The organism is Alloacidobacterium dinghuense (genome assembly GCF_014274465.1).
Lineage (GTDB): Bacteria > Acidobacteriota > Terriglobia > Terriglobales > Acidobacteriaceae > Alloacidobacterium > Alloacidobacterium dinghuense.
The window spans coordinates 2,958,708-2,972,715 of record NZ_CP060394.1 but is presented as its reverse complement, the minus strand read 5'-3'; the positions used below and the strand labels follow the sequence as shown (position 1 = coordinate 2,972,715).

Sequence of the window (14,008 nt, the reverse complement as noted above, 5' to 3'; positions counted from 1 at the left end):
ATCTAATTTAGCTGCGGTGGGGGGACCCATTCAAGCCTGGTTTTGGTGTTCAGTTTCATGACATGCTTTACAAAATGTCTCCGGACATCCTTTACACTCCGCGGCGAGCGCAGCGAGCGGCGGAGTGTAAAGGCGAGATGGGCTGGAAGACGATGGATGTACGGCAGCAGCGGGTGGAGTTTGTAGTCGCGGCGACACGCGGGGAGAAGCCTTTCAGCCGGCTCTGTGAAGAGTTCGGGGTATCCCGTCCGACCGGGTATTTGTGGTGGAAACGGTATCGTAGCGGAGGTCTTGAAGGCATCGCAGAACAGAGCCGGAAGCCGCATGCGAGTCCGACCCGGATCAGGGAGTCGCTGGAAGAGCAGGTGATGGCGTTGCGGCGGCGGTATCCGGATTGGGGAGCGCGTAAGTTGAGCGTGCTGCTCGAGCGATCGGGCCAGCAACTTCCGCCCAGTACGATCCACCGCATCTTGCGCCGCCACGATCTGGTGCGCGATCGGTTGCAGAGCAGCCGATGCTGTCAGCGGTTTGAGCGCAGCCATCCCAATGAGCTGTGGCAGATGGACTTCAAGGGACCGAGCGGATGGAATCAGGAAGTGGGTCCGTTATCGATTCTCGATGATCATAGCCGCTACCTGATCGGGTTACGGGCGCTGGGCAGCACGCAGGCAGAGCCGGTGCGCGAGCAGTTGGAAGAGGCATTTCTGCGCTGCGGGGTGCCGGAGGCGATGCTGATGGATCATGGCATTCCATGGTGGGGGCCGCGATCCCCGCTGGGGCTGACGAAGATCTCCGTCTGGCTGATGCAGCAAGGGATCCGGCTGTACTGGAGCGGGGTGCGGCACCCGCAGACACAAGGCAAAGTGGAGCGTTTCCACGGCACGCTGCTGCGTTCCATCCAGAGGAGGCGCCTGTGGGAGCAGCGCACGCAGCAGTGGCTGGATGACTATCGCTGGGAATATAACCATCTTCGGCCGCATGAAGCCCTGGGGATGAAAACCCCGGCGAAGGTATGGCAGCCGAGTCGGCGGAAATATCAGCCCCACCCGGCCGGCTGGGAGTATCCGGAGGGAGCGGTCTTGCGCAAGGTAGACGCCGACGGCAAACTCCAGGTAGGCGGGCAACAGTGGCATCTCAGTCGCGCTCTGAACCGGCAATGGGTGCAGATCGTGGCTGTGGAGCAGCGTGTGCTGGTCTACTACTGCACCACGCTGATCCGGGAACTGGACTTCTCTATCCAGCGATCGACGATCGTCGATCGCTGGATAGAAGACCCCTTCTGAAATCCAAAACTGTAAACAATCTCTGGAGACAAACTGTAAAGTATCTCGTGGAACTTTACACCTGGTTTTGGCTTGAATGGGTCCCGTGCCAGTACATCATATAGTCGGGCAATCTCCGAAGTCGCGGTTCCGGCGTATTATCGGCAACACGCCACTTACCAGACACGATTCAACTCATTTTGTAAATCTCATCCATTCGGGATGTGGGATGATTTCACCGGAGGGATCTTTGTGAAAAGAGGACTTTGTTTTTTATTTGCCCTAGTGATGGCTGTTCCCGTTGCTCTACTCGGACAGGAGAAATCGCCAGCGAATCCGATTACTGCCAGCGAGAAAGGCTTCTATTCATTTGTAAGCAACGCGGTCATCGGTGCGGCGCAGAAAATGCCCGATGAAAACTACTCCTTCAAACCAACACCGGAGGTTCGCAGTTTTGGCCAACTGGTGGGTCATGTGGCCGACGCAAATTACATGTTCTGCTCGCTAGCCTCGGGTGAAGCGAATCCCATGAAGGACATCGAGAAAACGAAGACCTCAAAGGCTGATCTGGTGGCTGCATTAAAGGACGCGGTTGCGTACTGCAACAAGGCGTTTGACGGCATGACCGATGCCAAGGGCAGCCAGATGGTGAAATTTATGAACTACGATATGGCGAGGCTCACTTTGTTTTCGCTGAATACGGCGCACACGGATGAGCACTATGGAAACATGGTGACCTATTTGCGAATCAAGGGAATTGTGCCGCCGACTAGCGAAAATCCACCACAATCGCCGAAGTAAAATTCGTGATCGGGGTGGGTGGCCCACCCGCCCCGATCACGACGACGGGTCAGTCCTTCCGCCACCCAATCACGCTCTCCGGGGATAGTAGCAGTGGAGGTCAGCAGGAACATGGCTTACCACGCAGTAATAGCGCCACAGTCGCGCCAGAAATAAAAGAAAAATTATATTTAACGCCCCAGATTTACACCCTTACCAGGCCGCGGAACCCCCTGGCAGCGTAGTAAGATTCCGCGCCGTTGTGATACAGGAAAACAGTGTCATAGCGGCGATCGCAAAAGACCGCGCCGCCGAGTTTTCTGATATTAGAAGGTGTTTTCACCCAGCTCGACGTTTTCTTATCGAAATCTCCGAGCTTCTGCAACTCTCGATATTGTTCTTCCGTTAAAAGCTCAACGCCCATGGCAGCTGCCATATCTATGGCATTATCTTCTGGCTTAAATTCCTTTCTCGACTCCAGCGCTTCACGATCATAGCAAAGGCTACGGCGCCCTTTAGGGCTCTCCGCAGAGCAGTCGTAAAAAATGAACTCGCCAGTTTTTTTGTCATGACCAACAACGTCCGGTTCACCGCCAGTTTTTTCCATCTCATTCAGTGACCGCAGTTTTTCAGCATTCGCCTCCAGTTTTGCCTGCGCGTTGGCCCATGCGAGACCTTGATGGCGATTCATGTTTTTCTCAAAACGAGCCTTCAATGCTCTGAGCAGTTCTTCGCGTTGTTCTTTTGTGATATTTTTCGTCTTCATCTCAGTCAGCTTGCCAGTCGTATAACGGCCACCGTAAAGGCCACGGACAGTCACCGGTGAGTTGCCGAATCCATTTCTTCCAGTTCAATGAGACCTTCTCAGAACTTTTGGGCCGTCTTAGGCCAGCTAGGCGTTTTAATACCGAACAGCTCGGCGTACTCCGCGTTCAGCCGCTGCCAGCCGACGAACTTCGCCACGTCTGGACCGACCATGCGCCCGATGGGAGTTCCGTTAAGGAGGTGATCCAGAACGTCGATACAAATGTGCCACCCGGCAGCACCCATTGCGATGAAGCGGCGATCGATGTTGTGCCACAGCGTCAGGCGCGTCCCGCCATCAAGGGGTTTGAGCTCCCACCGGACATTGAATTTGCCCCAGTTGTACTCCAGCGCCTCGGGTGCGTCGGCTCGCATCACGGTTGTCTCGGTAACGTGCAGCGTGGGAACTCCCACGGTGGTGAGGTTCACCGTAGCTCCAGCCTTACCGAGGCTGCCATCCGCGTCAAAGGGAGCCCACTCGCGCAAACGCGCAGGATCAGTCAGCGCCCTCCAGATTGTTTCCGGCGAGTGGTGCAGTTCTCTGATCAGAACAAGCGTCCATTTCTCGCCGTCCTTTTGTACCTGCGCTCCATGGGCCGGACCTGGTGCATACTGTTCAAGATCGCCCATCTTCTTCTCCTGGTCATTCCATCGTGCCTAGCCGTTAGCCCTGCCACATCAGCTGCGTCACCTGAATCAGATTGCCACAGGTGTCCTTCAGCATGGCGATCTTGGATGCGGTCACGTCCGTGGGTGGCATGGTGAACTCGGCGCCGTGCTCTTTCATTCGCTCGTAGTCGGCCTGCAAGTTGTCGGTGAAGAACATGGCCGCAGGCTGATTTTGCTGGAACAGGGCCTGCTGGTAGGTTTTGGCAGCCGGATTATTGTTGAGCGCCAGTTGCAGCTCCGTGCCGTTCGGGTCTTCTGCTGAGGCTACCGTGAGCCAGCGATACGGCCCCTGGCTGAAGTCGTTTTTCTTCACAAAGCCCAGTATGTCGGTATAGAAGCGCAGGGCCTTCTCCTGGTCGTCCACATATACGCTGGTCACTTTGATTTTCATTTCACTTCTCCTTGTCAAATTCGCGGCTTGTGCCGCATAGACTTTCACTGGTTTTCTTTCACTACCATTGTTTGATTCGTTGCCTATCAGGCCAATTTCCTCGAAAAAAATCGCCGAACGAGATGGCCTTTCCACATCCAAAGCCCCGTAAGGAGAATTACAGGGAGGAAGAAAAACCGGGTAGCAGGGGCGTACTGGGGAATTTTGTCGAACGGACTATAGATATAGCCGATAATCGGAATGCCAAAGACGATGTGGATCCAGCGAAAAATCGTACGTTGAGTCGCATTACCGATCATTGAAGCCCTCCGAGCACACGCTCTAGACCATCGAAGAATTTCTGCCATCCGTACTTTGCACCCTGATAAGCTGTCTTCTGATCGGGACCGAAGCCGGACTGCTCCATGCGAACGTGCGTGCCGCCCTCCGCAGGAGTCAGCGTCCAGAGCACCACCCATTGAAGCCCGGCTTCGCTTTCCCCAACACCCCATGTATAGGACAGGCGTTGGTGTGGATCGACGATCAGCACCTCGCAGTCGACAACACCATTCCAGTTCGGCTTGGGCTCCGTCCGGAATTGAAACCTCCGCCCGACCACTGGCTCAAAGTCATTGCTCAGCATCCATTGCGCGAGGAGGGGGCTCTCCGTGAGCGCCCGCCACAGCTTCTCGGGTGGATGCGGGAATACCCTCTCGACCACAAGGGTGGTGGGACTCTCGACAGGGCTGCTCATTACTCCATCCTTTCCAAAAGGGCTTCAAGCCGGTCAAACCGGTCGCGCCAGAAGGCGCCATAGAGATTCAGCCAGTCCACCATCGGCGCCAGCGCGTCAGGCTGCGCGCGATAGTGCGTTTCGCGTCCCTCGCGGCGATGCCGTACCAGCCTCGCTCCCTTCAGCACGGTCAGGTGTTTCGAGACAGCGGGCTGGGACACGCCCGCGTAGCGAGTCAATGCGTGGACGGTCTGTTCGCCCTGCCGCGTCAGTTCCTCGAAGATAGCCCTGCGCGTCGGATCGGCGAGAGCACGGAACACGTAATTGGCATTGGCCGGCTTCACACGCAAAAACCATAACCAAACGGTTATGGTTTGTCAAGAGGAACATAACAGAGTTGTGCCGATTGCAACACGACTGTCTCCACCAACAATCGTCCAGAATCACTTCATCAGGGTAGTTTCAGATTTTTTCCTCTGAGCTGCCGTCTTTTCCCTGCATTTTGCGATTTCTCAGTTGGAAGGTTACAGGTCTTCCCCTTACCAAACCGGTAACGCGCAGTTCTCGTCAGCCACGGTACTCAAATTTCACCCGACTTAGAACTCCAACTGAAACGCAGCGCGAGAGTCGGCATGTTCACCGCACAGGTATTGGAGATGTTGAATGATCTACGTAGACGATTTCTTCAATTTGCACCCTTTTACGTTCGTTTCTGAGCTTGTCCGTCGCCAACAACATCGTTACGAGATTCCCTTCACCGCTACGAATCGAAAAGCCCACTCTCGAGATGAACACGTCACCAAATGCGAGCCGCATCTGCATTTTCGATGGATCGACGCTTTCGATGAAAGAGGCGCGCACTATCTGCGCCGGCATGCCTTAAAGGTTAGGCACCCCAGGTCTCGATTCTGAGACCTGGAATGCATGCTCCGGAACTCATGGATGACAGTATCCGTACCTAGAAATGCGCCTAATGAAAGTAATGCAAATCGGAAAAATTCATGCAGGACATTCCGAAATTCCAAAGGAGGAGATTCCGCGAAGCATGCTCGCTCCAAAAAATGTGACGAACATAGTAACCCTTGGGATAACCGGGCTTACCGAGTGATGAGTCTCCCGTCTAAACTGGGATAAACTGGCTTACGATGAGCGCTTCAATGTACATTGTCGTTGAAGGAGAAGACCCCGGATTTGACATCTTCGTGAACGGCCACGCCCTCGCGCGTAATGAAGACTCCTTGGAAAAACTGGCCCTGCGCCTCGGGGTCAAGCCGCTGCTCGAATTCTTCTCCGCCGACGAAAACTCCATGGCGCTGCTACTCGAAGAGGGAGCCGGCGACCCGGAATGGGCCAAAACCCTCCCGCCGCCGCAGTGGTTCTCACCCGATGACGGACTGGAAACGATCAGCACACTCCTCGAATTCCTGAGGGAAAGCCCTTCGGCCCTCGGCTCCGAGACCATCCCGATCGTCAGCGAGCTCGAGGAATACGAGCGCGTCCTGCAAAAGACCTCCATGCGCAACCTCCGCTGGCAGCTCGCTGTCAGCTGGAAATAGCCCTCAAGTTCTCAATCGCAACGTATTCATTCCAAAGAGAAACTGTCAGTCCTGGTTGGTTTCCATTGAAGTGAGCAAGCTCCGTGCAATGGGGGGTGCCCTCAAGCCTCCAGCTGCTTCTTAAGCATTACCAACTGCCCGAGGTGATAGCTGTTGTGATCGGCAGCCAGCAGAATCTCGCGCAGCAAAGTCTGCCCATCGCCCCAGGGAATCTTTGCGTAAAGGTTCGAGTGGGGATCGCCGGTGAGCCGTTCAAACTCGGCAATATCCGCTTCGATCGCCCGCACCGAAGATCTCCATGCCTCGTTTGAAGGTGGCGCCGCATCCTTGGGCCAGAAATCTTCCGGCCATTCCATCGCGGTGTATTTGGGGTTAACGCAGAAGTCCAGAATGTCGTGCAGTGCAATACGCAAGTGCTCGAGCAACTGCCACGCACTATACGGGGTGCCTTCCGGCTTCTTGCCGTATAGCTCAGGCGGGAAATCTTTCATTGCGGATTTGAAATCGATGTGTGCGCTGCCGCCGCGCAGAAGTTCGAGAAGATGATCACGAAGGATACGGTCGTCGCCGGGCATCAGGCCCTCCTGCTACTTGGGATGCGCAGAAGGGCCTGTCGTTTCAGAGATTATGCTTCGACCGCAACCGTTTCGCGCCGGTCAGCAAAGACATTACCCATGCGTCGGATCTGGGCGCCTACGCCCCGCAGCTTTTCCTCGATGTGCTCGTAACCGCGATCCATGTGATACACCCGATCCAGGATCGATTCCCCGTCGGCGACGAGAGCAGCGAGCACCAGCGAAGCGGAGGCGCGCAGATCCGAACACATGACCGCCGCCGATGAGAGCGGCGATTTGCCGCGCACGGTAGCCGAGCGCCCATCCACTTTGATGTTCGCTCCCATGCGGACAAGTTCCTGTACATGCATAAAACGATTTTCGAAGATATTTTCCGTCACGACCGACGTACCTTCTGCTTGCGTGGCCAGCGCCATATACTGCGCCTGCATGTCGGTGGGGAAGCCTGGATACTCTTCGGTCGAGATATCGGCAGCCTTCAAATTGCCTTCGCTGCGCACGCGAATCTGGTCCTTGCCCAGGATTTCGACGCGGACACCCGCTTCCTCAAGTTTGGCGATGAGCGCACCGAGATGCGCCGGGTTGCAATTTGCCACGCACAGGTCGCCACCCGTAATCGCGCCCGCAACGAGGAAAGTCCCAGCCTCAATGCGATCCGGATTGATGCGGTGCCGAGCACCGTGCAGCTTCTCAACTCCCTGCACACGAATCTTCGAGGTGCCTGCGCCTTCAATCTTGGCCCCCATTGCGGTTAGGAGCGCAGCAAGATCAGTCACCTCCGGCTCGCGAGCACAGTTCTCCATGACCGTCTCACCCTCTGCCAGCACCGCGGCCATCAGCAAATCTTCGGTCCCGGTAACCGTGATCTTGTCGAAGACAATGTGCGCGCCTTTGAGCCGCTCAGCGCGGGCTTCGATGTAGCCATGCTCATAGCCGATCTGCGCTCCCATCGTCTCCAGCCCTTTGATATGCAGATCGATCGGACGTCCGCCAATCGCGCAACCGCCAGGCATAGCAACGCGTGCAAGCCCGGTGCGTGCAACCAACGGTCCAAGCACCAGCGACGAAGCGCGCATGGTTTTAACAATTTCGTACTTCGCCACAGGATCGGAGAGCACGCGGCAACTAATCGAAGTGCGATGTTGGGCGCGCCCGTAGCCAAGCTCCACCTCGGCGCCCATCGAGACGAGAAGTTTACGCTCGGTTTCGATATCGCGCACCTGCGGAATGTTTTCGAGGATCACTTCGTCCTCGGTAAGAATGGCCGCGGCCATACAGGGAAGCGCAGAGTTCTTCGCGCCGCTGACGCGAACTGTGCCGATGAGGGGGTTGCCCCCGCGAATCACATATTTGTCCATTGAATATCTACCCAGTCTGATCTGCCGTACTGGATAGTGTAAACGTGCAGCTTGTGACTTGCTTTGAAAACACGTATCACCCTAGATACTTCCAGCCCACTGTAGGGCGGTACGCTGCGCGGCATACGCGAAAGAGGAATCTACAGATCCATTACCGAATCTTCAATTGCCCGGCGGACGTTTCCATCGGACTGAGCCAACCGGCGCACTGCCTCGGGCTTGTCGACATTGGCCTTCAGCATCACCAGCGCCACGGGAACACTTCGTCCGGCGGACTTGATGGTACGCACGGCCGTATCGCGATCGATCTTGCAGGCGCGCATCAGAATACTGATGCCACGCTCAACCAGCTTCGAATTCTGCATGTGTACGTTGACCATCAGGTTCTCATACACATATCCGAGTCGAGTCATGGCGCCGGTTGTGATCATGTTGGTGATCATCTTCTGCGCCGTTGCGGCCTTCATGCGTGTGGAACCGGAAATCACTTCCGGTCCAACGTCGGCGATGATCGCGATGTCGGCTGCACCTTCCAACGGAGTGTTGTGATTGCAGGTAATGCAGGCAGTCTTCGCTCCCCGCGCGCGAGCATAAGCGACGGCAGAGACGACGTAAGGGGTGCGTCCGCTCGCAGAAAGTCCGAGCACCACGTCTTTCCTGGTGGGACGACGGCGCGCGATGTCCCGCTGTCCGAGTTCTTCCGAATCCTCGTTGACTTCGACCGGCGATGCAAGAGCCTTAGGGCCACCCGCCATGATGTATTGAATCTGTTGTGGCGAATTCGAGAAGTAAGGAGGACATTCGCACGAGTCGAGTGCTGCAATACGTCCGCTTGATCCTGCTCCAACATAGATGAGGCGTCCCCCGTCGCGCAGGCTTCGCGCCACCGCATCGATCACCAGCGCAATCTCCGGCAGCGCCTTCTTGACGGCGGCTGCGACCTTGGCATCCTCATGATTGATGATGCGGGCAATCTCCACAGCCGACTTCGTATCAAAGCCCTGCGATGCATCGTTAGGGCTTTCCGTGATCAGATCCTGAAGGTTGGTTACGGGTGAGATATGTGAAGAGTGTCCGTTACTTGTGCGGTGTGACTCGGCCGGTGGAGCAGGTGTTATGGTTGCCATTGGTTGGATTATCTCGACAATACGCCATCTCCAATTGTAGCGCTAACGACTGGAAATGGGTCGCAATTTTTATTTTGTGGAATCTTATTTGATGATGGCGTTCCGATAATGGAATCGCGTTTTCACAGGCCAATGTAAATTGCATCGTGAAAGGCCGGACGTATTTGCTGAATCGCTTTATTAGAACGATCCGGCCATGTGCGATTCGTCAACAGCGTGACGGCAAGCCTTCTCTCTCGATCGATCCAGAGCGATGTCCCCGTGTATCCAAGGTGGCCAATCGAGGATGGGCTGAAATGTTTTCCCGACGATGAGGGCGCAGTCGGCGTGTCCCATCCGAGTGCACGCGATGTTCCAATCGGTTCGCTTTCCCGTGTCACAAAGAGATGCACTGTGTCAGGCCGAAACAGTTGCTCTCCGGTTGCCGTGCGGCCATCTGACAAAATGCACGAGGCAAAGTGCAAAACATCGAGTGCATTTGCAAAGAGTCCAGCGTGACCGCCGTAGCCGCCCAGCACAAATGCGTGTTCGTCGTGCACGTCACCTTGAATCTTGCGCCTACGAAACGTTGTATCGATTTCGGTTGATGGAATCTGCGTGCGCATCGAAGCCGGCGGGCAGAAGTAGCTGCTGGTTAATCCGAGCGGAGTGAAAATCTCCCGCTGACAATATCTTGCCAGGTGGTCACCGGCCAACACCTCGAGCGCCTTGCCCAGCAGAATAAACCCAATGTCCGAATAATCAGCCCTTGTTCCCGGCGCAACTTCGAGTGGCAATTGTAAGCATGCACGCAACAGCGCGTTTGCAGAAGTGTGCTGCTCGAACAGGCGAGCATACGCAGGCAATCCAGACGAATGCGCCAACAGCATGCGGATGGTCACGCGCTCTTTACCGCTTCCTGGCGCGCGTCCTATTACGAACGCCGGAAGTATCTCGCCGAGCGGCATATCAAGATCAAGGATGCCGCGATCAAACAGCAGCATAGCCATCGAAGTCGTTGCCATAACTTTGGTGACGCTGGCGAGATCGAAGACTGTATCTGGTGTCACTGTCGGCGCATCGGCATCGTAGGTGAAGCGTCCGACCGCGCTCAAAACCACAACCTGCCCATCGAGCAAAACTCCATATGCCGCTCCGGGAAAGGCGCGGTCGATCACCGCTTGTCCTAAAACTGCATGCGCAGCCGCAAAGCGAGTTCGCTGGTCTAGGTTGGCAAGTGGCAAAGTCATGGGATGGCGAGTGGCAAAGTCATGGCAATCGAAAGCGAGTGCAGTTATAGTAAGCGAACTTGAATGAAACAAAGGATGAGAATGCGATTTCTGTTTGTAATATTTCTTCTGATGTCTGCTTCTGCGACACTGCATGCGCAGGAAGACACGGCGCTCAAAGCAAATTTGCAGGCTCTAATCCAGACTCACCAGGGCCATGTGACCCTCTACGCGTGCGACTTGAAGAGCGGAAAGACCGTAGCCATCAATGAAGACACCCCGGTGCCGACGGCCTCAGTCATCAAGCTGGCAGTCCTGTTTGAAGCCCTCAAGCAGGTTCAGAAAGGCAAAGCCCATTTCGAGGACAAGCTTACGCTGACGAAAGCCAACCAGGTGGAGGGCTCCGGCGTGCTGATGTTCTTCGACGCGCCGCAAACCCTGACGTTAAAAGATGTTCTGACGATGATGATTATTGTCAGCGACAACACTGCGACCAACGTCGCCATCGACTACCTGGGCCTCAAAAACATCGATGACCGAATTCAGTGGCTCGGCCTGAAAGACACGTGGCTCTATAAGAAAGTCTCCTTGCCGGCGGCAGGTCCCGTTCCTGCCGATCAGAAGCAATTCGGCCTGGGCAAAACTACAGCGCGTGAAATGGCCGGGATCATGGAGCACTTCGCTACCTGCAATCTGAATGCGCCGGGCAGCTCGGCCAAGCCGACCGAACAGGACGAGAAGCTTTGCGCCGCAGCCATGCATATGTTGAAGAACCAGTTCTATCGCAACAGCATTCCCCGATACCTCGAAACCATTGATACGACAGAGGGTGAGTCCAAAATTGCCAACAAAACGGGAGCTTTAGATGAGGTCCGCAACGATGTAGGAGTGGTCTTCGCCAGGAATGGCCCGATCGTCATTTCTGAATTCACCTATGGCAACCAGGACAAGAGCTGGACGCCGGACAACGAAGCCGAAGTCCTCTTGGCCAAGCTTGCAAAGACCATCGTAGATGGCTGGCAATAGCTAACTTCCTGAGTCAGAAAAGCGTCTACAATAATGTCTGGAAGGGTTCCATAAGACCAGAAGAGTCGGATCCCGGTTTGTTGGCAGCATGACAAACTCCCCGCTTTTGAAGAAACCGTGAAATCTGACTCGATGCATTGCAAATGGAACGAAAGCCTTGACTTTCGACAGGGGGAGCAGCCATGCGCGGATTGAAATATTGGCCCATAGCCGCAGTCGCAATGGGATTGCTCGCAGCAAGCGGGGCAATCGCGCAGCAGCCCGCAACGCAGCAAGCGGTTCCGACGCCAACCGGCAGCGCTCAGCCAGTCAATGCAACGGCTTCGGTTCAGGCAAAGTCGACGGAGATCCCATCGGGAACGAAGGTCCTGCTCGAACTCAGATCGGCAGTGAATACCAAGACCGCGAAACCCGGCGATAGCGTGTATCTCTCATCAAGCTTTCCCGTCGTAGTCGACAGCCATGTTGCGATTCCAGCTGGTGTCTACGTTCAGGGCATCATCGACGAGGTGGTTCGTCCCGGCCGCGTCAAAGGACGCGCTGCCGTGCGCATGCACTTTACCTCGATGATTTTCCCTAACGGATCAGTCGTGACCATTCCGGGAGTCGTGAACAGCATCCCTGGTTCCGACGGAGCCAAAGTACAAAACGAAGGCGAGATCCAGCAGGCTTCCAATAAAGGCAAAGACGCCGCAACCATCGCGCAAAGCACGATTGAAGGAGCGAGCCTCGGCACCATTGGCGGTGCGGTAACAGGTCATCCGGGTGCCGGAGCCGGATACGGTGCTTTGGCCGGCGGAGCAGCTGGGTTGATCTACACCCTCTTCACCCGCGGCGATGAAGTGGTTCTTAATACAGGCCAAGGTCTGGAGATGGTTCTGCAGCGTCCGATGACAATTACGCAGGCTAACCTCTCCGGTCCCGACGTCGCCGGGCAGGCTGCAATCGTTCCATCCGCACAACAGCCGATGCCCAAGCCGAAATCGAACATTTTGTGTCCGGTAGGAGGACTGGGTTGCTCGTAAAGAGCAATACCATTTGACTTAAAGGTCGATGAACGAAGAAAGCGTGCAACAAGAAACAAAAACAAATCCGCGCCACCACCTTCAGCTGTGGTTGCGTGACTTCATCATTTCGGTGATGGCCTCATTTTTCATCATCACCTTCCTCTACCAACCGGTGAAGGTCGAAGGCACCAGCATGCAGCCAGAGCTGCGTGATCAGGACCGTCTCTTCGTCAATAAGTTTGCCTACGATTTCGAGAAGATTTCCCGCGGCGACGTGGTCGTCTTCTACTATCCGCGCGACACGCAGAAGAGCTATATCAAGCGCGTCATCGCGCTTCCCGGCGATAACATCCGCATCGACGATGGCCGGGTCTACGTCAACGGTCAGCGGATCGACGAGTCCTACGTCCCCAAGCGCTTCCGCGATGCACGCTCAATGGCTGACATGGTCGTTCCGCCTGAGGAATACTTTGTGATGGGTGACCATCGCTCCATCTCCAGCGACAGCCGCGACTTCGGCCCCGTCACCCGCAAGCTCATCTACGGCAAAGCAGCCTTCATCTACTGGCCGGCCGATAATATGGGCGTCATAAAATAGGGTTGAAGATTATCGGGCGTAGTATCCGGCCTTAGCACGAACCGTCAAATTGCTTTGTTTCGGTTGAATCACCACTTTCCGAAACGTTCCATCCTGGGCCTTGTTCGTGGACTGGTAGGCGATGGAATAAAGAGAGCGCAACTCGTCGCTGATCTGCTGAAAGGCTTCCGGCAGATCGGTGTGCAGTCCATCGAAATCTGAACCGCCGGTCTGCGCTGCAAGATGCCCCAGCACGCGCATACCGTACTTATTCCGTGCATTCATCGCGCCATGCTTTGTCTGCGTGTAGCGAACCGCAAAGATCAGAACATCGGAATCTTGTGCCACGGAGATGGCATCGATCAGGTCGTGCTCGCTGGAGTTTTCCTCTCCATCCGTGAATAGAATCAGAGCCCGGCGGCGATTGTTGTCACTCTGAAGCTTCTCTTCAACGCTGAAATAGATAGCGTCATAGAGCGCCGTGCCAAGTTCTCGCTCCTCTTTAGGCCCAATCTCCGGAAAATCCATGTCGCCTTTGTCGAAACTCTTCAGACCGTCCATGATCTGCGAGACGGAAGAAGTGGTGTCGCTGACCAGGCGGAGATGATTCCCGAAGCAGACTGCGAACGCCTGATCGCTTGGGCGCAAAATTCCTTTCAAAAAGATTTCGATATCGTGTTGATGGCGTTTTAGAAACTTATCCTGACTATCGCTGACATCCACGATGAGTCCCAGAGAAAGCGGCAGCTGATCTTCACGCGCGAAAAACCGGATCTTCTGCGGCGCGCCATCTTCAAAAACTTCGAAATCATCGACTGCCAGACCAGCTGCGGTTTTTCCGTCAGGACCACGAACGCTGAAGGTCATGTTGACCAGATGCACTTCTGAATGGAAAACAGTTTCCTGCGCCATCGCAGAAGACATTGAAAGGGACAGGGCGAACGAAGTAGCCCATA

The 14,008-nt window shown here is 55.4% G+C and carries 16 protein-coding genes; 6 read left to right on the top strand and 10 right to left on the bottom strand.

The features are described from left to right. Window positions 1-62 precede the first annotated feature (62 nt). On the top strand, window positions 63-1,283 hold the full coding sequence (locus tag H7849_RS12200) for an IS481 family transposase (RefSeq protein WP_251106371.1): 1,221 nt from the start codon (window positions 63-65) through the stop codon (window positions 1,281-1,283). 231 nt (window positions 1,284-1,514) lie between these two features. Continuing rightward, window positions 1,515-2,063: a DinB family protein gene (locus tag H7849_RS12195; RefSeq protein WP_186746863.1), complete on the top strand. Its 549-nt coding sequence runs from the start codon at window positions 1,515-1,517 to the stop codon at window positions 2,061-2,063. 184 nt (window positions 2,064-2,247) lie between these two features. On the opposite strand, the gene H7849_RS12190 is transcribed toward H7849_RS12195, so the two are convergent. The 5 genes from H7849_RS12190 to H7849_RS12170 form a co-directional block, all read right to left on the bottom strand. Next, window positions 2,248-2,808 carry a DUF4256 domain-containing protein gene (locus tag H7849_RS12190; protein ID WP_186746861.1) on the bottom strand — a complete coding sequence of 187 codons (561 nt, stop codon included), beginning with the start codon at window positions 2,806-2,808 and terminating at the stop codon, window positions 2,248-2,250. A 98-nt stretch (window positions 2,809-2,906) separates the two neighbouring features. Beyond that, window positions 2,907-3,476: an SRPBCC domain-containing protein gene (locus tag H7849_RS12185; protein WP_186746860.1), complete on the bottom strand. Its 570-nt coding sequence runs from the start codon at window positions 3,474-3,476 to the stop codon at window positions 2,907-2,909. 34 nt (window positions 3,477-3,510) lie between these two features. Then, entirely contained in the window at window positions 3,511-3,906 is a 396-nt protein-coding gene (locus H7849_RS12180) for a VOC family protein (protein ID WP_186746858.1), read from the bottom strand. Window positions 3,907-4,201: 295 nt separating this feature from the next. Further along, on the bottom strand, window positions 4,202-4,639 hold the full coding sequence (locus H7849_RS12175; RefSeq protein ID WP_186746856.1) for an SRPBCC family protein: 438 nt from the start codon (window positions 4,637-4,639) through the stop codon (window positions 4,202-4,204). Next, window positions 4,639-4,962: an ArsR/SmtB family transcription factor gene (locus H7849_RS12170; RefSeq protein ID WP_186746854.1), complete on the bottom strand. Its 324-nt coding sequence runs from the start codon at window positions 4,960-4,962 to the stop codon at window positions 4,639-4,641. The genes H7849_RS12175 and H7849_RS12170 overlap by 1 nt, the downstream gene beginning before the upstream one ends. 813 nt (window positions 4,963-5,775) lie before the next feature. Here H7849_RS12170 and H7849_RS12165 point away from each other — a divergent pair. After that, complete coding sequence (locus H7849_RS12165) at window positions 5,776-6,174, top strand: hypothetical protein (protein WP_251106762.1); 399 nt, start codon at window positions 5,776-5,778, stop codon at window positions 6,172-6,174. Between the two features lie 101 nt (window positions 6,175-6,275). Here the strand turns inward: H7849_RS12165 and H7849_RS12160 are convergent, their stop codons facing one another. From H7849_RS12160 to H7849_RS12145, 4 genes are all read right to left on the bottom strand, one after another. Then, entirely contained in the window at window positions 6,276-6,749 is a 474-nt protein-coding gene (locus H7849_RS12160; protein WP_186746850.1) for a DinB family protein, read from the bottom strand. Window positions 6,750-6,799: 50 nt separating this feature from the next. Then, window positions 6,800-8,107: a UDP-N-acetylglucosamine 1-carboxyvinyltransferase gene (gene murA / locus H7849_RS12155; protein ID WP_186746848.1), complete on the bottom strand. Its 1,308-nt coding sequence runs from the start codon at window positions 8,105-8,107 to the stop codon at window positions 6,800-6,802. A 140-nt stretch (window positions 8,108-8,247) separates the two neighbouring features. After that, entirely contained in the window at window positions 8,248-9,234 is a 987-nt protein-coding gene (gene murQ, locus H7849_RS12150; RefSeq protein ID WP_186746846.1) for an N-acetylmuramic acid 6-phosphate etherase, read from the bottom strand. A gap of 122 nt (window positions 9,235-9,356) precedes the next feature. After that, a complete protein-coding gene (locus H7849_RS12145; RefSeq protein ID WP_186746844.1) occupies window positions 9,357-10,463 on the bottom strand; it encodes a serine hydrolase domain-containing protein in 1,107 nt (368 codons plus the stop codon). A gap of 81 nt (window positions 10,464-10,544) precedes the next feature. On the opposite strand from H7849_RS12145, the gene H7849_RS12140 reads away from it, so the two are divergent. From H7849_RS12140 to lepB, 3 genes are all read left to right on the top strand, one after another. Next, window positions 10,545-11,468: a serine hydrolase gene (locus H7849_RS12140; RefSeq protein WP_251106761.1), complete on the top strand. Its 924-nt coding sequence runs from the start codon at window positions 10,545-10,547 to the stop codon at window positions 11,466-11,468. 182 nt (window positions 11,469-11,650) lie between these two features. Continuing rightward, window positions 11,651-12,493: a hypothetical protein gene (locus H7849_RS12135; RefSeq protein ID WP_186746843.1), complete on the top strand. Its 843-nt coding sequence runs from the start codon at window positions 11,651-11,653 to the stop codon at window positions 12,491-12,493. Between the two features lie 28 nt (window positions 12,494-12,521). After that, the gene (gene lepB / locus H7849_RS12130) at window positions 12,522-13,073 is read left to right on the top strand and encodes a signal peptidase I (RefSeq protein ID WP_186746841.1); all 552 of its coding nucleotides are present in this window, start codon (window positions 12,522-12,524) and stop codon (window positions 13,071-13,073) included. 9 nt (window positions 13,074-13,082) lie between these two features. Here lepB and H7849_RS12125 read toward each other — a convergent pair whose 3' ends face one another. After that, complete coding sequence (locus H7849_RS12125) at window positions 13,083-13,964, bottom strand: VWA domain-containing protein (RefSeq protein WP_285288948.1); 882 nt, start codon at window positions 13,962-13,964, stop codon at window positions 13,083-13,085. Between the last annotated feature and the right edge of the window lie 44 nt (window positions 13,965-14,008).

Coding starts and splice junctions, on each gene's coding strand:
- H7849_RS12200 (WP_251106371.1), top strand. CDS start 63: ATGCTTTACAAAATGTCTCCGGACATCCTTTACACTCCGCGGCGAGCG.
- H7849_RS12190 (WP_186746861.1), bottom strand. CDS start 2,808: ATGAAGACGAAAAATATCACAAAAGAACAACGCGAAGAACTGCTCAGA.
- H7849_RS12185 (WP_186746860.1), bottom strand. CDS start 3,476: ATGGGCGATCTTGAACAGTATGCACCAGGTCCGGCCCATGGAGCGCAG.
- H7849_RS12180 (WP_186746858.1), bottom strand. CDS start 3,906: ATGAAAATCAAAGTGACCAGCGTATATGTGGACGACCAGGAGAAGGCC.
- H7849_RS12175 (WP_186746856.1), bottom strand. CDS start 4,639: ATGAGCAGCCCTGTCGAGAGTCCCACCACCCTTGTGGTCGAGAGGGTA.
- H7849_RS12165 (WP_251106762.1), top strand. CDS start 5,776: ATGTACATTGTCGTTGAAGGAGAAGACCCCGGATTTGACATCTTCGTG.
- H7849_RS12160 (WP_186746850.1), bottom strand. CDS start 6,749: ATGCCCGGCGACGACCGTATCCTTCGTGATCATCTTCTCGAACTTCTG.
- murA (WP_186746848.1), bottom strand. CDS start 8,107: ATGGACAAATATGTGATTCGCGGGGGCAACCCCCTCATCGGCACAGTT.
- murQ (WP_186746846.1), bottom strand. CDS start 9,234: ATGGCAACCATAACACCTGCTCCACCGGCCGAGTCACACCGCACAAGT.
- H7849_RS12145 (WP_186746844.1), bottom strand. CDS start 10,463: ATGACTTTGCCACTTGCCAACCTAGACCAGCGAACTCGCTTTGCGGCT.
- H7849_RS12140 (WP_251106761.1), top strand. CDS start 10,545: ATGCGATTTCTGTTTGTAATATTTCTTCTGATGTCTGCTTCTGCGACA.
- H7849_RS12135 (WP_186746843.1), top strand. CDS start 11,651: ATGCGCGGATTGAAATATTGGCCCATAGCCGCAGTCGCAATGGGATTG.
- lepB (WP_186746841.1), top strand. CDS start 12,522: ATGAACGAAGAAAGCGTGCAACAAGAAACAAAAACAAATCCGCGCCAC.
- H7849_RS12125 (WP_285288948.1), bottom strand. CDS start 13,964: ATGGCGCAGGAAACTGTTTTCCATTCAGAAGTGCATCTGGTCAACATG.